We start from the raw sequence: 24,597 nt of genomic DNA, 5'->3' as shown, positions 1-24,597 counted from the left end.
TTGTTATTCTTTTATAAGCCATTTCCAAGCCATCAAACACCCTGCTAAGAGCCCAACTATTAAAAGACTCAAGGTCCATGAGAATGATTGCGGGTAATGGGCGTCTAACCATGCACCCAAAAAGGCACCACCTATTGTGGGCACCACCACAGACCAGCCTACAAGTCCAAACATCCTCAATCCTGACCAAGCACTTTCCTTGTTTTCTTGTGCCTTTTTTTTTAGCCTGGCTTTTTCGGCTATCTTTTCACTAAAAGTGGTGTTGTTTTTTGTATCTCGTGGCTCCATTTTGTTATTCACTAAATTTCCCAAGTTGTAGCATGAGCCTCGTTTCTAGTTTTGCTATAACTGAACGTGTATTTTGTTCTCTTTCGTCCAACTGCTTGAACTCCTTTTCTACTAATTCGTGTAGATTTTCTAAATCGACACCACTTATAGCGTTGCGAACAGATACCAACACTTCATTCCCGGCTTTCACCAGTACTCCTTCATCCACTGCCACGTAATGTACACCGTCCGACTCGTAGGATAATATTCCTGGAATCAACGCAGCGACACAGTCCAATCGCTGTGGCAAAAGACCGTATGAGCCTTCAAGCGTTTCCAAAACTATCTTGCTGACATTTTTTACCTCAGCGAATACACGAAATGGGAGTAATATTTTGAGTGTCATCGCCATTTAGTTTTCTTCCAATACCACTTCTTTTTCTTTTTTCAACAGGACTTCTTCAATGGTTCCTATCATATAAAAAGCACTTTCTGGAATGTCTTTAAATTCATCGGCAAGTATACGCTCACAGCCATCCAAGGCTTCTTCTAAGCTAACCTCTTTTCCTTTTATGTCACTGAATTTTTCTGTGGTGAAAAAAGGCTGAGTAAGAAATCGTTCTAAACGCCGTGCTCTATTCACGGTATTGTGATCCTCTGTGGACAGCTGCTCCATCCCAAGCATGGCAATGATGTCTTTTAATTCCTCGTATTGTGCCAGTGTCCCTCTTACTTTTTGTGCTAATGCGTAATGTCTTTTACCAATAATTCCCGGAGTGGCCATTTTTGAATTGGACTGTAACAAGTCAATGGCTGGATAAAGGCCTTCGCTGGCTTTTTTTCTGGAAAGCACAATAGAAGCAGAAAGGTGAGAAAACGTATGCACTGCCGCAGGATCGGTTAAATCATCTGCAGGTACATATACCGCCTGAATCGAAGTAATTGCTCCCGTTTTAGTATTGGCTATGCGTTCCTCCAGCTGCGACAATTCCGTACCCAAAGTAGGCTGATAACCTAAACGGGAAGGCATTTGACCCATTAAGCCAGACACTTCCATACCAGCCTGAATGAAACGGAAAATATTATCAATCAGCAGCAAAACATCTCTATGCTCCTCATCTCGGAAATACTCGGCCATGGTCAAAGCTGCATGCCCCACACGAAAACGTGCTCCGGGCGGCTCATTCATCTGTCCAAAAAGCATTACCATATTGTCTAAGACACCAGCAGCCTTCATGTCGTGGTAAAGTTCATGCCCCTCACGGCACCGTTCTCCAATACCGCAGAACATACTCACCCCTTTATTGTGACCCACCATATTGTGGATCATCTCCGTGAGTAATACCGTTTTACCTACACCAGCCCCTCCAAAGAGACCGGCTTTTCCTCCACGCTCAAGAGGAATAAGAACATCTATCGCTTTAATCCCAGTAAGAAACACTTCTGACTTGGTTGACCTTTCGGCCAAGGAAGGGGGCGATTGATGAATGTTTTTCCATTTTACATCCTTTAGCTCTCCCTGATGGTCGATGGTGTTTCCAAAAACATCGAACATCCTACCCATAATATTCTTTCCGACAGGAGCTGTCAATTGTAAGCCATCCGTTTCTACCCGCATGCCTCGTGATAGTCCTTGTGTCGTGTTTAATGCTATGCCTCGCACCCGATTAGCATCGAGCTGTGCCAACACCTCAATAGCAACGTTTTTATCTTTTCCCGTATGAAGCAAGGTATTAATGGAAGGCAAATAGTCTTCAAATCCAATGTCAATCACACTTCCACGAATGCTGATGATCTTGCCTATTTTTAATTCACTTTTCAAATTCTAGTTCGGGTGTAATGTGTAGGATTTGTCATTTCAAAGTATCAGATACTTCTTTTTCCAGTTTGAAATAATGCTTTTAAACCCTGCTGCAATTTGATGAATGTCAGATATGAATCGCTTACACAATCGCAATTAAGAATTACATATATCACAGGTTTTTATGGATAAGTTATCCTTGAGGTTTGTAGAAGTTTTGTGGCAAGTTATTGGCTTGCACTCAACTGTAGATAAAGTGTCTCGGCAGACTACCGTCCTCTTGCTATCAGATTATTTTCTTCTTGAGAAATTGACTAGTCTGAAAATTAAGACAAATACTGAACGTTGAGCAATTTCATTTCAGAGTCAAATTTATAGACGCTCGGTATCCCTGTCGCGAGTGTGATATCTACTATTTTTTTTTCGTCAATCTGTTTCAAATACATCATTAAGGCTATTGCCATGAGTCACGATGAGAACATTTTGATGGGCCTTTAGTTGTGGTTCTATTTCTTTAAGATAATATGAAACGGTTCTGTCAAATGTATCTTTAAGGCTTTCTCCATTGGGTGGTCGAACTTCGAAACTTCTTCGCCATTTATGCACTTGCTCCACACCAAATTTCTTTTCAGTTTTGGCCTTGTTTAATCCTTGTAATTTGCCATAATTTCTTTCGTTGAGTGCTTTTGACTTTAAAACGGGTATTTTTTTGTCAATTGCATTCATAACTATGCCTAAAGTATGAATAGCTCACTTCAAAACAGAAGTATAAGCAAGATCGATTTTATAGTTTTTCAGCAAAATACCTGCGTGTTTTGCTTCCACTTCACCTTGTGGAGTAAGGTCAATGTCAACTTCACCAGTAAATCTGTTTTCAAGATTCCAAGTGGATTGCCCATGGCGAAGAATAATTTGGATTGACAATATTTAATCCATTTTGTTGATGATTTCTGTAGGTAAATCTTTCATATAGAATAGCGTATATTTTTAACTACACTGCTTGAGTGCCACAAAAATTACGATAAAAATTAAGACCGTTGACAAGCAGCCTCCACCTAGTTTTTTGGCTCCATAGCCTGCTATGATTGTTCTGAAAAAATTGTTCATGTTATGCGTGTTTAATTGTTTAGTAATAAACCAACCATCTTTTGGTATAAAAGACTTTCGTCTATGGGTTTTGCAATGTAGTCATCCATGCCAATAGCTTTGCATTTTGCCAAATCCATTGTGGTTACATCTGCTGTTAGGGCAATAATAGGAATGGTAGACTTAAGCGTGTTGCGTATGTAAGCTGTTGCTTCAAAACCATTCATTTCGGGCATTTGCAAATCCATTAAAATAATATCATATGCATTTGTTTTTAGTTTTTCGATGGCAATTTTACCATCACTAGCAATATCGCAGGTAAATTCGAAATCGTCTAATATTGTTTTAATCAACAATTGATTCAAAGCAACGTCTTCAGCAACCAGTACTTTTATATCTTTTAGTTGTGGCTCCGAACTTGCTATTACGGGCTCTATTATTTCATCCGTATTGGCTTTTTTAAAACTTAGCGTAAACCCAAATGTTGAACCTTCGCCTATTTTGCTTTTTACATTCAATGTACCTCCCTGTTTTTCCACCAATTGCTTTACTATGGCAAGGCCTAAGCCCGTACCTCCGTATAAATATGACGTGTCGTGGCTTGCTTGTTGAAAGTTTTCAAAGATATCTGCTAGTTTGTCATCCGCTATTCCTATACCTGTATCCTTTACCGTTAACTCCACTGTGGCCATGTGGTCGTCTTCATTAATCAAGATTACGCTTACGTTAATTGTACCTTTTGAGGTAAACTTGACTGCATTGCCTACCAAATTCATGATAATTTGATGAAAACGTACAGAATCACCCACTAAAATTAATGGAATTCTTTCATCAAATTCTTGTACTAACTCCAAATTCTTTTCCTCCGTTTTTATTTCAAATAAATGAAGCACAGTGGTTAGTGAAGCCCTCATTTCAAAGGGTTTCTGCACAAATGTCATTTTACCAGCATCCACTTTTGCCAAGTCGAGTATATCGTCAATTAAAACAATAAGCGTATCCCCGCTTGATTTTATGGCTGATAGATATTCTTTTTGTTTTTCCGATAAATCGGTTTTCATTATCACTTTTGTAAAACCTATAATTGAATTCATAGGCGTACGAATTTCATGGCTCATATTTGCCAAAAATTGTTGTTTCGACTCCAATGCAGATTCTGCTATTTTCGCCGCTATTTCAGCTTTGTTTTTGCTTTCTCGTAATTCTTCAGAAATTCTTTTTTGCTCACTGATATCCCGAATTGTAGCTAAAATAATGGTATCACCTTCGCCTTTATAAAGTGGGCTTAAACTAACCTCAATTGGAAACTCACTACCATCTTTTCGTTTAGCAGTTAATTCTTTCCCCACACCCATTAAGCGAGGTTTTGGATCTGCTATATAATTGTTTTCATGTTCATTATGGCTTTTATGGAATCGGTCGGGAACAAGTAAGTTTAACTTTTGCCCTATCATTTCTTCCCGAGATAAACCAAATAGTTTTTCCGTTTGAATGTTGACCATTTGAATTATTTTGTTGTGATCAACCACCACAATGCCATCTGGGGCTGATTCCAATACATTACGGAAACGGTTTTCACTTGCTTTAATGACATTTTCGGAAGTTACTTTATCTGTAATATCTTCAATAGCCAATAAAATAAGCTGTTCAGCCGTTTTTTTATTGACCACCTGCCTTGCATTCATCAATATATGGCGTTTGCCCCATTTTGGGAAATCAAGCGTGATTTCAAAATCTGTCAATTGTTCTTTTTGCGGAAGTATCTTTTCGAGCAGCAAACGAATGGTATCATCATCCCACTGACTATTTTGTATTTCATAAAACAATTTGCCTTCGGTATCTTGTTCTTCAATATTGAATTTATCGTAAAATGCGGCATTTGCTGTTGTAATTCGTAGAGATTTATTTAAAATAACCATGGGTTCACGGAGGGTAGCAATAATTGCTTCTGAATAAATGCGAGAGGTGTTAAGTAATTCCTGTTTATCAAACATTTCATCATTAACGATAGTCAGTTCTTCATTAGTAGATTGAAGTTCCTCTCTTGATGTTTCTAATTCTTCATTCAAACTTTGCATTTCCTCATTGCTGCTTTGCATCTCTTCATTGGCACTTTGCAGTTCTTCGTTGGATGCTTCCATGTCTTCGGTGATAGACCGCATATCTTCGCGTGTTTGCGAAAGTTCTTTCTCTAACTGTTCATAGCGTTTTTGGGCATCTTCATTTTGTGTTTTTTGTACCGCAGTTCCTTTTTCAAAAACAGGCAATATTTTTTCTTCAAAAACGATTAAAAAATGTTGCTCAACGGTATCTATCAGAGGAATAACTTGAAAACTGATTAGTGATTGCTTGTCATTTATTTTGGCAGGGATGTTTTCTTTAATGACGGCTTCTTTACCAGCTTTTGCCTTATGAAGGGCATTCCGTAGCTCAAAAGCCAATCCTTCTCGGGCCATTTTCAGGAGGTTGAAAGTGGGTTTACCCTGCGGTTGTTCTAGAAATGGTGTAATAATGCCCTGTATATGAACAATATCCATTTGCTCATTTACCACTATACTTGCCGGCGTAAATTTTGAAAGGAGAATGGCGTCGGCACTTTTCCTGAAATCAGTTTGCTTAGTTTCAGGTTTTAATGTTTTGTTTTTTAGCAATAAATCTTCTTCTTTTCTATCGGTAGCCACATGAATAAACCTACCTGGTACAGATTTTCGATAATATATTTTTTCATGTTTGTCAAATGAAGTAAATAAATCCACTGCTGGGCTAGTACTTTCAGATTTGCCGAGAAGCAGTATCCCGTTTGGTTTGAGGGCATAATGAAAAACGGTGAGGGCCTTTTTCTGTAAAAAATTATCCATGTAAATGAGGACATTACGGCAGCTTATCAAATCCATTTTTGCGAAAGGCGGGTCTTTTAAGAAATTATGTGGGGCAAAAACACACATATCACGGATGACTTTACTGACCTCATAGCCGCCAAAACTTTTTTTGAAATAATTTTTCAATTGCTCTTCACTTAGCATTTGAACATCAGCTTTGGTGTAAAAAGCCGTCCTTGCTGTCCTAATGGCATTTTCTGAAATATCAGAAGCAAAAATTTGGATACGCGTATGCGATAATTTATTACCCAAAAGCTCGTGCAGACAAATTGCAATTGAAAAGGCTTCCTGTCCTGTGGAGCAACCTGCGACCCAAACTCGAAACGGATCATCAGGATTTTTATTTCTAAAAAGAGCCGGAAGCACCGATTCACATAAAGTTTGAAAAGTTTTTGGGTCACGGAAAAATGACGTTACCGGAATAAGAACATCTTGGAAGAGTGCATCTTGTTCGGCTTTATCGCTTCGCAACAAAATCAAATAATCGGCAAGATTGTTCTTTTTTACGATCGCAATTCTACGAGCAATTCGCCTATGGAGTGTTGGCTGTTTATAATAAGTGAAATCAACGCCCCTGCGTTGGCGAAGTATCAGCAATATTTGTTTAAAAATAAAATCATCGTCTTTGGGAAGTTCATCTCCCTCTTTGATCTCTGGAGTTGGTTTATAAGCACTTACAATTTGCTTTAACTGGGAAGGGATTTCTTCTGGTGGCAATATGAAATCTACCACACCCGCTTTGATGGCACTTTGAGGCATGCTATCATAAGCAGCCGATTCAACATCTTGTGCAACGGTAATGCCTCCATGTTCTTTAATGGCTCTCAAGCCACTTGTGCCATCATGGCCGGTGCCTGACAGTACCACGCCGATGGCCAATTCTTTATGCACCTCGGCGAGAGAGTTAAAGAAAATGTCAATTGAAAACGTGAGCGTTTTTTTTTCTCGATTGGCGAGTTTTAACACACCGTCTGTAGAAATCAGTATTTTATTGGAGGGAATAATATAAATATGATTTGGAGCTAATTTGATATCGTCGGTAATTTCATGTACAGGGATAGTGGTGCTACGAGAAAGAATTTCAGGTAAAATACTCTCGTGCGTTGGATCCAAGTGCTGTACCAACACATACGCCATGTCTGAGTTTTCTGGTATCGCCTTAAGCAAACGTTTAAAAGCATCTAAACCCCCAGCAGATGCACCAACGCCAACAATAGGGAAGTTCTGTACGGAGACAGGTGGTGATGTTTTTTGCGTTTTCATAATTTCTTAAAGTGTAAGATTGTAAGGTACGCTTAATTGTGAAAGATACATGTTTATATAGCTGTTTGAGATGGCGGCAGGAATAACACCAATGTGCCGCCTGAGTAATTTTTTGTAAACTCAGTACTAAAAATCCAGTTCCATTTTCCAGAAAATAATCATTATAAAAGCCTCTGATTAAGCCTGGTGTCAACCCAATTAGCGTCCCATTTGTTTTGGCCAGAATTTTAATCATCTCATTTGACTAATCTTGCATGAGGTCGTTTGATATTTATTTAACCCCATATCACGGATATGACTTTCAAAAAAAACTATAAAACCTCCATTTCGCACTTTCATTTGTACTTCAAAAAATTATTCAATTACCTTCAAAACCCGCTTGAAAAATTGAATAAATAAGATAGGAACAAGACTTATAGGAATGATGATTAGCCAAATGTTTAGGTTGAGTTTTTGAAGTCCAACAAAAGTATTTAAAGGACTTACCCAATAAAATACAGCAACAATGGCAATGCACAATAGGATGGCCGCCCAAATAAATTTGTTATGCGTTATTTCATTCTTGAAAAATGAAATTCTACGCGATGATAAATTAAAAACATGCCATAATTGCGAAAATACCATACTGAAAAAGGCAATATTATTACATACTTCTGGAGCAAAATTTAGGTAAAAACGACAGTAAAAGGTAATGCTAATGATGGGAATGGCGAGTGAAAAGGCATAGACAATAATATTTATCCAGTCTTTTTTTACAGCTATAGGTTCTTTTGGATTTCGTGGTGGACTTTTCATTATCAGCTCATTTCCTTTGCCCATGCCCAAAGCCAACGCTGGGAAAACATCGGTAATAAGGTTGAGAAAGAGGATTTGCAAAGGCAAAACGGAAAATCCGAAATTGAATACACCAACTGAAAAAACTATCAATATTTCGCTCAAATTGCATGAAAGTAGATAAATCAAGAAGCGTTTGATGTTCTGAAAAATCACCCTTCCCTGTTCTATAGCTGCTACGATAGACCTAAAAGAGTCATTTTTTAATACCATTTCTGCGGTTTCTATCGCCACTTGCGTTCCTCTGACACCCATTGCAATGCCAATATCGGCTTGCTTTAACGCAGGGGCATCGTTAATGCCATCGCCCGTCATGGCCACAATATCTCCTCTTTTTTGGTAAAGACTTACCATGTCTAATTTTTGCTTCGGCGTTACTCGAGCGAAAATGGTGGCGTCAAATAAATGTTTTTTGTTGGGTTTGTCTTTGAGCTCTTTACCCGTAACAACTACATTTTCAGAGGTCGAAAGTTTTATTTGCTGAGCAATATTTAGGGCTGTGGCTGGATGGTCTCCAGTAATCATAATCACTTTAATTCCTGCATCTCGACAAGATTGAAGCGAGCTAATAACGTCCAATCTTGGTGGGTCTAAAAAGCCAATAAATCCCACGAAAGTCAATTCTTGTAAATAATCATCTTCATTAAAGCTTTCCCCTTCTTTAAAAGCAAAGCCCAGAACACGGCTGCCGTGAGACTGAATTTCATCGGCTTTTTTTAGAAAAACCTTTTTATCCGTATCCGTAAAAGGCACAATTTCATTTTGTTTATAAAAAGAATTGCATTTTAAAATAATAGATTCAATAGCTCCTTTTACAGCCACAAAATTTGAGTTTCCGTGCTTGTGCAAAGTTCCCATAAACTTACTTTCTGAGCTAAAAGCTTCTTCGGCGAGTCGTGGATATTCGTGATCGATTTGTTTTCGCTTGATATTATTCTGAGCTACAAATTGTAATAAGGCTATTTCGATGGGGTCGCCTAATTGTTTGTCTTTGTGCTTTTCTATAAATGCATTATTGCAAAGTGTAGAAATTAATAAGAGCTTTTCTATGCTAGATTTATGAGCATCTGAACTTGTGAAATGATTTTTCTCAACTGGAATGATTTCATCAAAAAACGAAAGATTTCGTACTTTGATTTTGTTTTCAGTAAGCGTTCCAGTTTTATCGGTAAAAATGATATTGATGCCTCCAAGTGTTTCAACAGAAGAGAGTTTTTTAATTAAAACGTGCTGTTTGGACATGCGAAGCATTCCATAAGTAAGGGCAATTACAGACACTGCTGGCAAGCCTTCAGGAATTGCGGCCACTGCTAAAACAATGGCAGTTTCGACGATGTGAAAAATTTCTTTTCCTTGTAAAAAACCTGTAACTATAAAGATTAGGGCAAAAGCTGCCGTAATCCACATCAGTTTTGTGGTTAAAACTTGTAGTTTTTTTTCAAGCGGAGTAACAGTTTGTTTGGCATTTTCAACCAGAGAAGTGATTTTGCCCAGTTCGGTTGCTTTCGCTGTTCCAACGATGATTGCCTTGGCATTTCCTTGGATGACGGCCGTACCTTTAAAAACCATATTGAATTGGTCTCCCAGACTCGTTGATTTTCCTAAAACATCTATAGATTTTGTCACTGGTAAAGACTCCCCGGTAAGGGCTGATTCATCCACTGCAAATTGGTTGATTTCTATTATTCGAGCGTCTGCGGAAACAACATCGCCAGCTTCTAAAACGATAATATCACCCGGTACAAGCTCTTCTGATGGGATTTCTTTTAGTGCATTATCCCGCCAAACTTTCGCTAAAGTCAAATCCAAGCTTTTAAGAGCATTCATAGATTTTCTAGCCTGCAACTCCATAAAAAAGCCTAAAGCAGCGGTTATAAAAATAACGCCAATGATGGAAAATCCTTCTAGCCACTGTTCAAAAGCAAATGAAAAAATAGCCGCAACCAGCAGCAATAACATGATTGGACTTTTGAATTGCTCAAAAAGTAGCAAGAAAATGCTTTTTTGCTTTTGCTCTTCGTAACGATTTAGACCATACTTCTCTTTTCTTTTCGGAATTTCTGCTTCACTTAATCCATTTTGCTGGTTAGTTTCAAGAAGGTTGATAATTTCCTCAATGGGTATGGAATGGACATTTTTAATGGGATAGCTTTTTCCATTCATAATTTTGAATTCTAGGTTGACTTTTCTGGTTGAAATGCTCGGATGTGTTATAATAAAAAAGTCGAATTTGTGCTCAACCTATAGATATTCTAATCGCAAATAAGTTGTCAAAATCTGTTTTATTGACTTTAAAATACAGGGAAGAACTCTGCCAAGGGATGATGTACTTGCTTCTGGCCAAGAACCTCCAAAGCTTCAATCTGGATATCGAATATTATGCGATGAAGTATATGTAATTTTCCATTTAATTTTGTTTGGGGAAAATTACTTTTTAATCCCGTACACGTATTTACGCTTATCATGCTTTTTATCTAAACTGTTTGACTGAAAGGAGTATGTTTCCCAATTTAATTATCAGTATTGCAAAGGTTGGATAATCCTAAGTTCAGGTGTTATGTAAGTATTTTAAAAACTTACATAATTGACATATTTTGATTGAAAGTGGATGTTTTTTTTACAATCACGGTTTTATTAGATATTCCGGATCAAAGTGAGCCACTTGTCGGGTTTAGGATTTTAGTTTTACCACTAACGGATGTTTACTTTTCTGATTGTCAAAGTATTAATGGTGACATAAGTATGTAATTTGGTCTGGTATTGGCAATCATAAAAACTCAGACAGCTTTAGTTTCTTGGTATATTTGGCTTAAAAGAGGAGATGATTTTAACTCGTTTTATGCCTTAGAAAAACGCCCGATTTTATCGGTACCGTAACTAAAATTACTTCCGATTCCTCAACGCATAATCCGGGTTTAACGAAGTAAAAGCTTCAATAAATCTCAAACATTTTTAGGATAGGAAGAATTAGTTTTAGATACTCAGATGAGCCTTTTTCCTGGAGCAGAAAATTCTAAGACTTTTAAAATGTACATGGACTTACCAGATAATACTTTTTCGCTAGAAGTGCTAAAGTGTGTTTTTTATTGGAAGAATTAAGCGAAAAAAAGAATGGTATTAGTTAATCAATTTGTTAAAATCTCTGCCGCTGGGATCTTGAAATACTCGTAAATCAAATTCAGGCACAACCGCTAGAATATGATCGAAGATATTGGCTTGAATGTTTTCGTAATTGGCCCATTCCTGGTCTTTGCTAAATACATAAATTTCTAGAGGTAAACCATGTTCTGTTGGAGCAAGCTGCCTTACCAAAAATGTCATTTCCTTGTTGATCGTTGGGTCGTTGGTTAAGTAAGCTTCCACATAGGCACGAAAAGTCCCAATGTTGGTCATTCTTCTACCATTTACCAGACTGGAATTGTCAACATGATCCATTTTGTTATTTTCTTGAACTTCTATTTCTTTTTTTTCAATATAACCGGAGATATACTTGATTTTACTAAATCGTTCGAGCATTTCTTCCGTACAAAATTTAATGGTATTAATATCTAGATTAATGGCTCGTTTAATTCTTCTCCCGCCTGATTCAGACATGCCCCGCCAGTTTTTAAATGATTCGGTAATTAATGCATAGGTGGGAATTGTCGTAATCGTTTTGTCCCAGTTTTGCACTTTAACGGTGGTTAAAGCAATTTCAATAATGTTTCCATCGGCACCATATTTAGACATTTCAATCCAATCACCATTAGCCACCATTCGATTGGCCGATAGTTGTATTCCGGCTACAAATCCCAAAATGGCATCCTTAAAAATAAACATCAAAATAGCCGTAAGAGCCCCTAAGCTGCTAAAAAGATAAATTGGCGTTTTGTTTAGCAAAATGGAAATGATAAAAATTCCGCTCGTAAAATAAATGAATATTTTAGCTACCTGAATAAATCCCTTTATCGGAATTCTATTTGAAATCTCATAGGTCCTGTAAATACCCAGGGAAGCGTTTAGAAAGGCATCAAGTGCCAGTATGCCAATGCCAATCATGCAGATTAAAACTACCGCATTAATCATAGCGATCAACCAATCATAACCTACAAGAGGGGAGGGTATAGATACATAAATAACAAGGGCAGGAGCTAGGTAGGCTAGGCGATTGAATACTTTTTCTCTTAGGATCATATCATCCCACTGCGTTGCCGTTCTACCAATAATAGCGGTTAAACCTTTAAGGATAAAATGTTTGGCAATCCAATAGGCAACTAGGCTTAAAATAATAATCAGAACAAAAATTATAACTCTTGCCAAAGTATCGGCCGTAGATAAATCAAAGCCCCGGTTTACTAACCGATTTATAAGAATTTCAAGCATAAGTGCTCATGATTTGATTCAATTAATTTTCCCGAAACATTTAATTATAATCCCAAGTTCTAAGGCCTAGTTTATAAAAGGCAGTTTGACTATTTAGGCTTTATACGGGCACCAGAACCAAAGATAACTAAAGCATATGAAGGCGAGCTATAAAGTATCAATCGAATCAACTTTCAATTCATTGATGAATGACCAGCCGCTCAGCAGAAGCTAATTTAATTAGTGAATTGACGTTTTTAATAAAACTCGATATGAGCCGCCGACTTATAAACGGAATAACAATTCCTAAGAAAGGTCTGCAGGAAGCATATCTATAATTCTATAATCATAACAGACATGATGCTTTTGCTATTCTATTGGTAGAGGAATAAGATGTAGACTAGGTTTTACTTCAAATGGTTTCCTTCTCAAAATGACTTTTCACAAAAGCCTCTTTTTGATTATCCGTCATCTTATCTGCAGATTCAATGCATATTTTGATGTCTTTAAAATGTAAATCCTTCTTCAGATAATTGTGCAGCTCTGTTTTGGCATTTGTAGGTCCAAATAGAAGTACATGTTCGTATTTTAAAATCTCGTCGGAAATTTCTTTATAAAAAGCCTCATGCATTTGTTGCCTTTTATTATGCATCAGATTTTCATTTTTATGGATAGCTTCATCCTGTACATCATAAGTGAATTTTGACGTGATGGTATGGCTATCCTTCTCTGAATTTAAATCAATCAAATTGGCAGCTGCATGATCCATCCAGATGCCCAAGTTTTTCTTTGTTTCCACAATATTATTTTTTTAATAAGAACCGAATCACGGTTCATAAACATTTATTTAACCTTCGAGAGAATATTACAGAAATCTTCATCCTGAGAGAGAAGACCTTTAACCCGCTTTATTCATTAGAAAATCTCCCGATTTTATCGAGACTGTAGCTGAATTGCTTCAAATCAGTATACTTCGTCAAGCTCAGCACTGGCAACACCCATTTAAACTCAATCACCATATCCCTTCGACATTAGCTCAGGGTAAACGCTATGCTAATTTCCTTTAATTGTCAGGTTTATTTCACTTTATCTACTCATTACAATTCTCCAATGCATAAACCGAGTTTAAATGGGTGTTTTCCATATGTTATCAAGTAAAAGACTTTTTACTTCTACGGTTATTTCCATGGTGATTTTTGACTTGATCGAATGACTGATTAAGCATGCGTCTTCTGCCTTTTTTAAGATTCTCATTGTTTTATTTCTATGAGTTTCATTGTGAATTACGACGGTAGGTTTTAGTGAAATTTCACTCATCATCATTCTGCCATCCACCATTTCTAGCTTGCCCTTTGCATGGCATCCGAAGCTTATAAAGTCTAATGTGGACTTTTCTGCAATGGCTAGAAAAGTGGTCATTAAACATCCATTAACTGCCGCCACAAGCAAATGCTCTGGTGACCAAATTCCTGAGATTCCATTGGGAAACTCAGGAGGAGTAGCCACTTCAATACAAATGCCATTTTTACTGTTCAATTCAGGAGAGCAGATAACTCCTTTGCTGCTGTTTTCCCATTTTATATCTACATTATAATAGTGCGATTCCATGTTTATATGTGTTATCGGTTTTTCTTTAATCTTTTCTTCGTAATTATTCTTAAAGGGTAATAAATAGGACAAAAAATAACTGCCTCCTTATAAGTAATACATGCGTAATTATGAAATATACTTATCTAGATCACTGGAAATAAGACTATAATGTTCTGTAATTGAATGAGGATGCCTAAGTCCAATCTATGAAACTCATGTTTCTTTTTATCATGATTTTAGTTTCTTTACTCTTCCAATAGCTACTTTTAATCAGTGTTTTTTGATGCCGCATTACCAGAAATGTTAGGTAACTCGGTTGGTTTTTATTTATCATGAATTTCATTCCTGTTCTTCATGATTAAATGCTAATGATTTTGTAATCGCCCAAGAATAGTTTCCAATGAAGCGGTAAGTTTAGCGATGGCACCAGAAATGGCTTTTTTCATGGTATCGGCTTCACATGAAACTGCTATCGGCTGACGACCTTCCACTCTGGCTTCCAACATACACTTCATATCCTTTACTCCTTTTTTACTGCCATTCTCATCAGACAGATGAACTTCAATTCTTGATATATGAGAATCATACCTTTTTAGACCATCTTTAATTACTGAGGTAAAATAATCCTCATGTTTTTCGTCTCCTTTAATCGTTTTGTCTGTATTGAATTGTATTTTCATTTCTTGTTTTTGTTGATTGTGTAATTGTCTCTAATCTTCTTCAAGATCATTGTGATTATCTCCACCTATACTATAATAATTATTTTCTTCGTCCTCACTACCGACGCTTTCCTGTTGGTCGTCCAATTCTGACCCTGGCACATCCAAATCATCGCCAGACATATCATCTTCGAAAGCCTTTTCGTTCGATGCCCCCTTTTTTTGGTTGGGTGTTTTCTTTTTTGAAATATCCTCGGGGTTAATATCCGATTCTTCCTTGCTCTGTTGGTAGATATCCTCTGAAGGCGGATAAACTGGATATCCAGAGAACTTAGCGTTTTCACTAGTTTTTGAGCTTACTTTACCCTTGTGTGTTTTAGCATAATCTGTAACAAGCTTCTCTAAAGATTGATAGTAAGCGTCTAGGCTTTTAGTATCTACTTCATTTTTTTCGGAGTTGTTTTCAGGCATTTCAGTAATGTACTTAGATAGCTCTGGGAATTCCTCGTTAATTGTGGTCGTAATTTTTATAATATCCTGTTCCAATTCTACTTTAGTTTTCATTATGTTTTATTTTTTAGTTGAACCTGGTTTAAAAACCTTTTTTATTTTAAAGGTCTAAAGGCTAAATTCCCTTTTTGTCAATAGCTCATATTTTTGAAAAATAATTAGCGGCGTTCTGTACATTTATTTAGATACGACATATGTGCTCATTTATATTCAAACGCTTTTTTAGGCTATGGCAGAAAATCAATGTCCTCATTATTGTAGTTAGATGCGTTACACATTTAGCATTTTAAGTTACATGTATCACATGTTCTAAAATGTGATAGTATCGTGATAAGGGGCAACACATTTCGAAGAACTTTTTAAACCAAAAGATGAACTAGATTAAGGGGTTAAAAACCATCCACCCAGATTGATTTGAGGGGATTATTCATTGATAATTTTATGAGGATAAAAAGAACTTAGTTCTCCATCAAGTTTTTCGCTTCCAGATACTCTTCTTTGCTAATCTGACCATTAGCGAATCTTTTTTTTAGAATGTCAAGAGGGCTGTCTTTTTTCGTTCTTTGACCTGGGATATTATAGGGCGTTGCAAAAATCCAGAAGATTAGGCCCATCCAAACCACCCACCATATAAAGTGCATTCCTACAAAGTGATAGCTTTCGTACTGCATCATAGTTTTATTTGTAATTAAAGAGTTTATAATTAGTCTATTACTAGAAGCTTATAGCGGCTTCAATATTAATTCCATCAAATTTTGCATCTGCAAATCTTCCATTCCATCCGTTACCAGTATACTGCTGATTGACATATTCTACTTTGGTTATAATGTTTTCGGATATAAACCATCCTCCTCCAATATTTAACCGACTGATTTTTAAGTCTTCTATAGCACTTTCAAGGGTTTTGCCTTGTACTGTATTGTATCTTCCTCCAAGATAGAACCGCTCATTTTCACCAAAACGATAAAGCAACTCTGCAGCTAGTTGTGTAAAAGCCCCTTCTTTATCGGCCGCAGGAGTGGTGATTAGTTTATTTCCAGAGGCACGCTCATAAATACCGAAAAGCTCCAATCCCTTGTATTTTATAAACGGATTAATTTGCAGAGCTGTCAGTTTAACAAAACGAGCATTGTAACGGCCATCAAACTCGCTGCCTTCAGTATTACCAGCAGCATCGGGTAAAGTATGCAATACATTATAATATCTGGCACCAGTACGGTCACCGCCGTATAACCAAGTACCCGTTGAAGTGCCTTGATTGGTATATGTAGAGCCTGTTAGTCGTATTCTCAACTCATTGTTTAATTGTTTGTCGAAACCTAGTTTGCTAAAAAACGAGAGCTTATTATCTGTGTTTTTATTCACAATCACACTCTGATTTAGCTTACCATTGGTGATTCCTGCTATGGCCAAAAAACCATTTTTCTGGAGCGTTACTTCCCCAAAGGCTTCTGTAGAAAATGCATCCATGATATAATTTCCAACAAAAGGGTTAAAAATGGCCCTAGCGTTGTCTGATCTTCGGAAATGTGCATCACCATAATTAAATTCATCAAGACCCACGGTGATAGTGGCTATTTTCATGATGTCTTCCAGAAAGCCAGGTTTTATAAAGTCCAGCTTGTCAATCTGAAGGTGGCCACCTTTTACCCATGCTTCTTGATGGTGTTGTGAGGAGAGATAGGTTTTCAAGTGCATTCTCACTCCGTCAATCAACTGCACGTCTATATTAAGATTAGCGGTTGGCAGATTTAGGTTTGAGCCGAGCTCCACTAAATTATTTGCGGAGTTACTTTGGGTGATAGATTGAAATTGCATAGCAAAGTCGCCGCCTACGCTAACTTTTAGCCCATCATAAGCTACCGAATCTACTTTTGAGGTTTCAAAAACATTTAAACCACTTTGATTATTTGGTCTGAAAAACTGAAGCTTTGGTTGTTGTGCTTGAATAGTAAAAGAGACCGCACAAAATATTGCAATTTGAATAATTCTCATATTTAGATATTTTTTGATTTACAAAAAGTGCCTTAAGCTTCTTTTGTTTTTTTGTAGACAACAGAAAAATCAAGTGTAATGGCATTACCAGTTTTCATGGCTCCCAGCAGAAAAGTTGGCGGTTTTACCTGATAATCGGTCATTTTTAGCTGGTATGTACCTTTACAGCTAATCGTACCATTTGAATTCACCACACTATGCACATCTAAGGCTATCACTTTTGTGACGCCTGCAATGGTCAGCTTACCTTTAGTTTTAAGTAGATAGCCGTCTTTCTCTGGAGATATTAAGACTGAGTTTAGGGTGTAGTTTATATCTTTGTGGGTATCTGATTTTAGAGCTTCGTAGGCATTTTTATCAAGTCCTTTATTATCACTTTTTAAATCTTTCACTTTTAGTCCAAACGATAGCGACTGAATGGATGAAAGTTCAGATGCATCCCCTTTTTTGAATGTAAATTGTGCATCTCCAGAAGCATCCATTGCCTGCATTTCCCAGTTGTGAAGTGTAGAAGTGCCCTTAAGCTTAATGTCTACATTGCTGGTTTTCTCTATTTTGTAGCAGGCCTGAGCGTAGCTCAAATTGGTGGTTCCAATCGACAGAATGAGAATTAATCCTTTTATATACTTCTTCATATTTTTTACTTTGGGTTTAAACAGTTTTTGTTCCCTTAATCGCCTTTTTAGAATGAATTGAATTTTTATTTTTTAGGATTTAGAACTACTTTATATCTAAAATTTTGCTTAGGAAAGTATATCCTTTCAATTCAATTATTGGCGAATGCAAAGGTCAAATAATCATTAGTTTAGGTGTTATGTAAATAATGAAGAAACTTACATGATTAACACATTTTGATTGAAAGTCTTCTAAGTCAAAGTAATACAAGACATTCATTTCAACTGTAGCTGTTGACTATGAATATTTGGTTTTTAGTATGCCTTTCAGTGGTCTTTTTATCTGTCAAACCTGCTTTATCTCTCCCGCTTCTTTCATCAGAATATTTTTTATTTCTCGAGAAATTCCAGCTTTATCTTTCCAGATAAATTCTGCAATTTGAGATTTAGTTACACCAGTTTCTAAGTGTAATTGGATTTAAGGCCGAACCTTCAATTGGAGGAATAAATCAGATACGACCATCAAGAATGACTACTAGTATATTTAAAAACGGAAAACCAAACGTGCTACTTTGGGAGGCAGAGCCTATATACAAGTGGAGGTCTTCCCAGAAGGGATTCACCTAAAAGCTGACAATGGTGACCAATCAAAGAATAAACAGGAAGGTTTTAGAAAACGAAAGCTTAAACAATCATTTTTTTGAAAAATGCAACAGCCCTTAGCTCTTTGGGAGAAAAAGTTGCACAAGATAATTGGCAAAGCCAGATTCAACACTTATTGATGGCATAGCAAGATGTCGAGGGATAGAAAAAATCCATACCCAGAATCTTATGGAAGTTCTATGTTACACTTTATTTAGAAGTCCAAGAATATAGATATTCCGGTTTAAAGTGAGCCATTGATTCCGAATAAAAAATTAATATTGAAATGATCAAGAACAAAGCTTGGAAATGTTTTTCGAGACATAAATTTAAACAAGTAGAAAATGAAAGAATTCGAAACTTCAGACTCTACGGGGGTATTCTTATGAGCCTTAATTTTATTCTTGGTCCATACGCTTATGGGATTCGTGTGCCGTGGAAAGCTTAATACAAATACCTTTGGGCGGTATAATTCATGGGAGCAAGTCATTTTCTTTTTCGCAGTTTATAATAGTACAATTCTGTAAATAAGTGCCTTTATTTTTTCTCCGGTTTTTTCTTTGTACTTATTCTAAAAGGGTAATATATAGGGCAAAAACCTACGGCACTGGTTATAAACAATAAACCTACTACCAATACGGAGATCGACGCCATAACGCCGGTAATCACATTATTGTAAACTAGTATGGCGATGAGAATGGCTATTGCTAATCTGATAGCCCGATCGATTGAATTCATGTTCCATTTCATAATAATTTTGGTTTTTTTAGGTGTTATAAGTTGCACTAAGGTGTATTAATAGTTACAGATAGCCAAACTCAATAGCGGATTAGGTTTGCTTTTGTTGGATATGATTGATTTTTCTATTTAAATGCTAATGATTTTGTAATCGCCCCAATTGGTATTCAAAGTCTTGATAAATGCGAATTATGCCTTTCGTCTCCCTTTGTTGTTTTGTTCGCATTGTGTTTTCCTTTTTTAAGAATGTTCTAATCTTCTTCCAGATCATGGTGATTGTCTCCGCCTATGCTATAATAATTATTCTCTTCATCCTCACTACCAATACTTTCCTGTTCGTCGTCCAGCTCTGACCCCGGCACATCTAAATCATCACCTGACATGTCGTCTTCAAAGCCTTTTTCGTTCATGGTGCCTGCTTTTTCATTGGGTGCCTTCTTTTTGGTAATATCTTCGGGGTTGATGTCCATTTCTTCTTTGCTTTGCCTATAAATGTCTTCTGAAGGCGGATAGATGGAATAACCCGGAAATTTTAAGTTTTCACTACTCGTTGGAGTTAGCTTATTCTTATCTGGTTTAGCATACTCTTCAATCAGCTTTTCTAAAGAATGATGGTAAGCCTGTAAGGTTTTGATATTTACTTCATTTTTCTTTGTGCGGTATTTAGGCATCTCAGGAATGTATTGTGAGAGCTCTGGATACTGCAAGTTGATAGTCGTCGTGATATTCATAATATCCTTTTCCAATTCTGAGGCTGATTTCATAAGTCTTATTTCATTTAGAGGTGAATGTGCATAGGTATAAGAATGATTATACCATTTAAAGATTTTGTTTTAGGTCAAAATCTCTTATTTCATCCGCCAAAGGGCAGAAAAGAATCAATGGCATTTAAGCATTAATTTATAAGCCAGATTTGTTCTCTTTTACGTTTCTGTTGCTTTTTCAGAATCAGGGTGGAATAACAATATACTAAATATTATAGTCAGATGTGTTACATCATAAGGGAATAAATTGCTGATATCGCATGTTTTGTAATGTGAAAGGTTGGGTTAATGGCAATGCATTTCTGTTAAAGTGGCTCCGTTTTCTCTAAAACATAAACAGGGTTTAATGGACAAAAGGTAGGGTATCCTAAAAACCAGAAGATGAGGCACATTTAGAGGATCTACTATATGAATGGAGGGGATTATTTCTAAATAAATTTCTTAACCTGTATTATAAGGAGAAAAGAATCGCTTCTTTCACGATATATGAAAGTGCTTCATAGGCTAACCTTCCTTGTTTTAAGAGGGCTGATATATGCTTAATTTTTTACTAATTAGATGGGCGGCCTTGTTTAGTTGGTAGATGACGATTTCTTGTTTTTCAGGACTGCAACGATATTCTGGTAAGAAGACGCTTATACCCGCAATTACTTGCTTGTTTAGAATTATTGGGACAGCAAAGCCCATCAAATGGTTGTGACTGAATTTAGTTTCCGCTATACCTTTCTCTCTTATTTTCGTTAGTTGTTCATGTAGGCCTTCTTTCGTGACTGCTTCAGGCCAAATCAGGCTCGTGGGTAAACCGTAGTATCCAAGAAAACGATCTAGCTCTTTTAGGGATAGATTAGAAAGCAAAAGTCGACCACTTGCTGTTTCATAGACGTTTTTCTCAGATCTGATTTGAACTTGGATGTCTTGGGTCGAATTTACAGAGTGTAAAATAAGGCGTTTGTAGTTTTTCATTACGCCTAAAACGCTAGACTCGTTAAGTGTTAAGGTGAGTTCTTCCATGACGCCCTTTGCTGCTTGTACTAAGTCTCTTTCATATGAGACACTGTCAGTTAATTGGAATGCCATGGGGCCAAGCTTATAGCCTCTTTTCTTGCCAAGATGCTCTAGGTAGTTCTTGTAAACCAGGGTATTCATGATGTTGGCTGTGGTGGATTGGTTAAGGTCTAGTTCCGTTGAGACCTCCGTGAGCGAGACTGCTTGCCCGTTTCTTTTAGATACTAATTCTAGAATATCAAATGCTTTGATTATAACCTGTACCATAGTTCGTGTTTTTTATATACTGCAACAATGTGATAGTAAAGTTATGATTATATTTTCAAAAACAAATAAATTATAATTATAAAATAGTTGGCAGTTAAAGCTGCGATATGGATTTATGTCCTTTATAATAAGGAATTTAAAGCCTATAGTTCTGGTTGTTGACCACCTGCTGTCACGATTTATTACAAGAAATAAGAAAATATATCCTAAGGAATAGGATGGGGGTTTAATAACTTATATCATTGTAATGTGATAGTAAAAAAGAACTCTATTATTTTTATAAATTATCAAACTATGAAAGAAAAGTTTATTTTTAAAGGTTTTTTACTGCTTTTGATTTGTGTCTTCTCGATGTCGACTAGAGCCTTAGCTCAACAAATTAAAGGTAAGGTAGTAGGCGAAGATGGAGACGTTTTGCCAGGTGTTAGTGTATTGGTTAAAGGAACCATGACAGGTACTACAACCAATGCATTAGGAATGTTTGAGCTAGAAAAGGTGTCAAGTGCTCAGACATTAATATTTAGTTTTATTGGTTTTGAGAGTATGGAAGTTTTTGTGGGTTCTCAGAGTATTATTGATGTAACCTTAACTACTGATTTAACAAGTTTGGAAGAGATAGTAGTAGTAGGTTATGGAACGCAGAAAAAGAAAGATTTAACAGGGTCGATTGCTTCCGCAGATTTGGAAGCATTTAAAGAATCTCCTAATGTCAGTATTTTACAATCTTTAAAAGGAGCATTGCCTGGTTTAACCATTGGTCAGACCAACCAGGCTGGGCAAGAAGCATCGATTAATATAAGAGGGACGAGTACCTTGAATGGAAATACTTCACCTTTAATAATAGTAGATGGATTGATATTTAATGGTCGTCTTTCAGATATTAACCCAAGTGATGTAGCTAGTGTGGATGTATTGAAAGATCCAAGTAGTAAGGCCGTATATGGTTCACAGGCAGCCAATGGGGTAGTGTTGGTAACCACTAAAACGGGAAAAACGAATCAAAAACCATCCATTACTTATTCCGGGAGTTATGCTACTTCATCTCCAACTGTCGATGCAAAGCTGTTAGATAGGGACGCATATTTGCAAAAAGTAAGGGATATAAATTATTATAATGCTTATACCAAAGAGTCAGGTTATTTAGAGCCTAATTCAGGTTGGGATTTTATCAATTCGGATATGAATCCGCCTTTATTGGCTGGTGTGGCTGCTGGTAATAATTATGACTGGTATGGTAATTTAACCCAACCGGCTCTAATTTCGAATCATAGTATTGGTGTTTCTGGCGGATCCGACAAAACAACCTATTTCCTTTCTGCTGGTTATACGGGAGAAAAGGGTTTTGTTACTAATGATGATTATCAGAGGTATACGGCTCGTTTGAATTTGGACACAGAGGTGACAAAATGGTTGACCGTAGGGGCCAATACGTCCGCTACTTTTACGGATTTTTCTGGCGATGCACCGAAAGTGGGGAGTTTACCCTTTACCTCTCCATTAGTTTTACCTAGAGATAAAAATGGCGAGTTTGTTACTAACCCAGTAGGTGATAATAATGTAAATGCTTTTCTGGACGCAACGAATGATAATTACGAGACCCAAAGTAGAATGGTTGGTAATTTTTATGCAATTGCCAAAGTCCCAGGTCTTCCAGGGCTTAGTTATCGGGTTAATTTTGGGAATAACTTGAAATTCTTCAAAGATTTTGGCTCGAGCATATATGGTGCAGGATTTACGGGTTCTGCCTACAAGTATAATTCTTTTCAGTATGAGCAGACCTTGGATAATATCTTAAGCTATGCCAAAACCTTTGGGAAACACAATTTAAATGCTACTGCAGTTTATGGCTATAATACATCCAGATATGAACGTACAGCGGCTAGCGGTAGTGGGTTTTCTGACCTTGATCTTTCTTATAATAATTTGGCATTGGCAGAGATTCGAAACATAGAATCAAGTGCTTGGGATGAGGCTCTTCTTTATCAATTGGCCAGTGCAGCCTATAGCTATGATGGGAAGTATTTATTGAAAGCAACGGTTAGACGAGACGGTTTTAGCGGTTTTTCTAAAAATAACAAAACGGCCACATTCCCGTCAGTAGGACTAGGGTGGGTTTTGTCAGAAGAATCTTTTTTCAATATTCCAATGGTGAATTTCTTGAAAATACGTGGTAGTTATGGCGAAAACGGTAATAAAGTGGCACGTTATAGCTCACTAGCTGTAGTAGAGGCGGAATCCGATTCCAAGTATGTTTTTGGTGATGGAAGTGGGACTTCTATAGGTAGGACCGTAAGTACGCTAGCTAATACGGATCTAAAATGGGAAAGAACAAAAGGAGTTAATCTTGGGATAGACTTTGCGATTTTGAATAATCGAGTGGATGGAAATGTGGAATATTATAATTCTAATACTTTCGATTTACTATGGTCTAAAGTACTGCCTCAAACCTCAGGTTTTTCTCAAGTGTTAAGTAATATTGGACAGTTGAATAATACAGGTTTTGAGTTTATGATTCATGGCCAGCCCCTAAATACTCAAAAGCTAAGTTGGGATGTAACACTGAATTTTTCCAGAAACAGGAATAAGGTGGTGAGTTTGCTGGGCCAGGATTTAGACAATGATGGAAAAGAAGATGACCTTTTGGCAAGTGGTTTGTTTATTGGCAAGCCAATCGGGACAATATATGATTATCAAGTAGATGGTATTAATCAGGTGGGTGAAGAATTACCAGCTGGTTTTGAGCCAGGTAGTTATAAAATTGTTGACCAAAATAACGATGGTAAATTCTCTCCTGCGGATGATCGTGTTGTATTAGGGAATGCGGAGCCTGCTTATTCATTTGGTATTCAGAATACATTATCTTATGAACAATTTAGCTTACGCCTTTTTGTGAATTCTATTCAGGGAGGTAAAGATGGGTATTTGAATTCCAATCATTTTAGTGGTGGGAGTACTCGTGGAAACGCAACTAACTCTAATTGGTTTGACTTTTACGACTACTGGTCACCTAGAAATCCTAATGCGAAATACCCAACTTCTTGGGTAGGTTCACCGGTAGGTGGAAGGGCTTACTATCAGCGAAACTTTGTTAGACTTCAAGATATTTCTTTAGCCTATAATTTCAGTAATAAAGTTACTGAAAAGTTGAAAGTGCAGAATTTGAAACTTTATGTCAGCGGTAAAAACTTGATAACACTTACCGAATGGGACGGGTGGGATCCAGAAACTGGCGTAGGGATTAGCTCATCGAATCCTTATCCCGTGATGAAATCTTATTCATTTGGTCTTGAAATCTCATTCTAGATAAGTTTTTTAAGAACTATCATTTATTAGATATTAATT

The 24,597-nt window shown here is 36.9% G+C and carries 18 protein-coding genes and 1 pseudogene; 2 read left to right on the top strand and 17 right to left on the bottom strand.

From position 1 onward, the window contains the following. Positions 1-3: 3 nt before the first annotated feature. The 5 genes and pseudogenes from ACSBFT_RS10170 to ACSBFT_RS10150 form a co-directional block, all read right to left on the bottom strand. Complete coding sequence (locus ACSBFT_RS10170; protein WP_489604524.1) at positions 4-288, bottom strand: AtpZ/AtpI family protein; 285 nt, start codon at positions 286-288, stop codon at positions 4-6. 4 nt (positions 289-292) lie between these two features. Then, positions 293-679, bottom strand: a complete 387-nt coding sequence (locus tag ACSBFT_RS10165) for a F0F1 ATP synthase subunit epsilon (protein WP_489604523.1) — start codon at positions 677-679, stop codon at positions 293-295. Then, entirely contained in the window at positions 680-2,089 is a 1,410-nt protein-coding gene (atpD, locus tag ACSBFT_RS10160; RefSeq protein WP_489604522.1) for a F0F1 ATP synthase subunit beta, read from the bottom strand. It lies immediately after the preceding gene. 405 nt (positions 2,090-2,494) lie between these two features. Continuing rightward, positions 2,495-2,992: pseudogene (locus ACSBFT_RS10155) on the bottom strand (2,3-bisphosphoglycerate-dependent phosphoglycerate mutase). Positions 2,993-3,186: 194 nt separating this feature from the next. Next, positions 3,187-7,200 (bottom strand): CheR family methyltransferase, encoded by a 4,014-nt coding sequence (locus ACSBFT_RS10150; RefSeq protein ID WP_489604830.1) that lies wholly within the window; start codon positions 7,198-7,200, stop codon positions 3,187-3,189. On the opposite strand from ACSBFT_RS10150, the gene ACSBFT_RS10145 reads away from it, so the two are divergent. After that, the gene (locus ACSBFT_RS10145; protein WP_489604870.1) at positions 7,169-7,306 is read left to right on the top strand and encodes a hypothetical protein; all 138 of its coding nucleotides are present in this window, start codon (positions 7,169-7,171) and stop codon (positions 7,304-7,306) included. The genes ACSBFT_RS10150 and ACSBFT_RS10145 overlap by 32 nt on opposite strands. Before the next feature lie 344 nt (positions 7,307-7,650). Here the strand turns inward: ACSBFT_RS10145 and ACSBFT_RS10140 are convergent, their stop codons facing one another. From ACSBFT_RS10140 to ACSBFT_RS10085, 12 genes are all read right to left on the bottom strand, one after another. Beyond that, on the bottom strand, positions 7,651-10,293 hold the full coding sequence (locus ACSBFT_RS10140; protein ID WP_489604521.1) for a cation-translocating P-type ATPase: 2,643 nt from the start codon (positions 10,291-10,293) through the stop codon (positions 7,651-7,653). A 954-nt stretch (positions 10,294-11,247) separates the two neighbouring features. After that, positions 11,248-12,492, bottom strand: coding sequence for a mechanosensitive ion channel family protein (locus ACSBFT_RS10135; RefSeq protein ID WP_489604520.1), 1,245 nt, complete (start codon positions 12,490-12,492; stop codon positions 11,248-11,250). Between the two features lie 391 nt (positions 12,493-12,883). Next, positions 12,884-13,270, bottom strand: coding sequence for a hypothetical protein (locus tag ACSBFT_RS10130; RefSeq protein WP_463047202.1), 387 nt, complete (start codon positions 13,268-13,270; stop codon positions 12,884-12,886). 326 nt (positions 13,271-13,596) lie between these two features. Continuing rightward, the gene (locus tag ACSBFT_RS10125) at positions 13,597-14,079 is read right to left on the bottom strand and encodes an OsmC family protein (RefSeq protein WP_489604519.1); all 483 of its coding nucleotides are present in this window, start codon (positions 14,077-14,079) and stop codon (positions 13,597-13,599) included. Positions 14,080-14,426: 347 nt separating this feature from the next. Further along, positions 14,427-14,741 (bottom strand): HPF/RaiA family ribosome-associated protein, encoded by a 315-nt coding sequence (locus ACSBFT_RS10120; RefSeq protein ID WP_489604518.1) that lies wholly within the window; start codon positions 14,739-14,741, stop codon positions 14,427-14,429. Between the two features lie 30 nt (positions 14,742-14,771). Beyond that, the gene (locus ACSBFT_RS10115; protein ID WP_489604517.1) at positions 14,772-15,284 is read right to left on the bottom strand and encodes a hypothetical protein; all 513 of its coding nucleotides are present in this window, start codon (positions 15,282-15,284) and stop codon (positions 14,772-14,774) included. A gap of 404 nt (positions 15,285-15,688) precedes the next feature. Next, on the bottom strand, positions 15,689-15,904 hold the full coding sequence (locus ACSBFT_RS10110; RefSeq protein WP_463047206.1) for an SHOCT domain-containing protein: 216 nt from the start codon (positions 15,902-15,904) through the stop codon (positions 15,689-15,691). A gap of 40 nt (positions 15,905-15,944) precedes the next feature. After that, positions 15,945-17,225 (bottom strand): hypothetical protein, encoded by a 1,281-nt coding sequence (locus tag ACSBFT_RS10105; RefSeq protein WP_489604516.1) that lies wholly within the window; start codon positions 17,223-17,225, stop codon positions 15,945-15,947. Between the two features lie 32 nt (positions 17,226-17,257). Then, the gene (locus ACSBFT_RS10100; protein WP_489604515.1) at positions 17,258-17,860 is read right to left on the bottom strand and encodes a YceI family protein; all 603 of its coding nucleotides are present in this window, start codon (positions 17,858-17,860) and stop codon (positions 17,258-17,260) included. Between the two features lie 1,158 nt (positions 17,861-19,018). Beyond that, complete coding sequence (locus ACSBFT_RS10095) at positions 19,019-19,219, bottom strand: YgaP family membrane protein (protein ID WP_463047209.1); 201 nt, start codon at positions 19,217-19,219, stop codon at positions 19,019-19,021. Positions 19,220-19,470: 251 nt separating this feature from the next. Further along, positions 19,471-19,983 carry a hypothetical protein gene (locus tag ACSBFT_RS10090; RefSeq protein WP_489604514.1) on the bottom strand — a complete coding sequence of 171 codons (513 nt, stop codon included), beginning with the start codon at positions 19,981-19,983 and terminating at the stop codon, positions 19,471-19,473. A gap of 519 nt (positions 19,984-20,502) precedes the next feature. Beyond that, positions 20,503-21,255, bottom strand: a complete 753-nt coding sequence (locus tag ACSBFT_RS10085) for an IclR family transcriptional regulator (protein WP_489604513.1) — start codon at positions 21,253-21,255, stop codon at positions 20,503-20,505. A 294-nt stretch (positions 21,256-21,549) separates the two neighbouring features. Between ACSBFT_RS10085 and ACSBFT_RS10080 the strand changes: the two genes are divergently transcribed. Further along, positions 21,550-24,558 (top strand): SusC/RagA family TonB-linked outer membrane protein, encoded by a 3,009-nt coding sequence (locus ACSBFT_RS10080; protein WP_489604512.1) that lies wholly within the window; start codon positions 21,550-21,552, stop codon positions 24,556-24,558. The last annotated feature ends 39 nt before the right edge of the window (positions 24,559-24,597 follow it).

It is taken from the genome of Arcticibacterium sp. SM2516, assembly GCF_057914865.1.
Note: the sequence above shows the minus strand (reverse complement) of the source record. Positions and strands in the feature narration are given on the sequence as shown.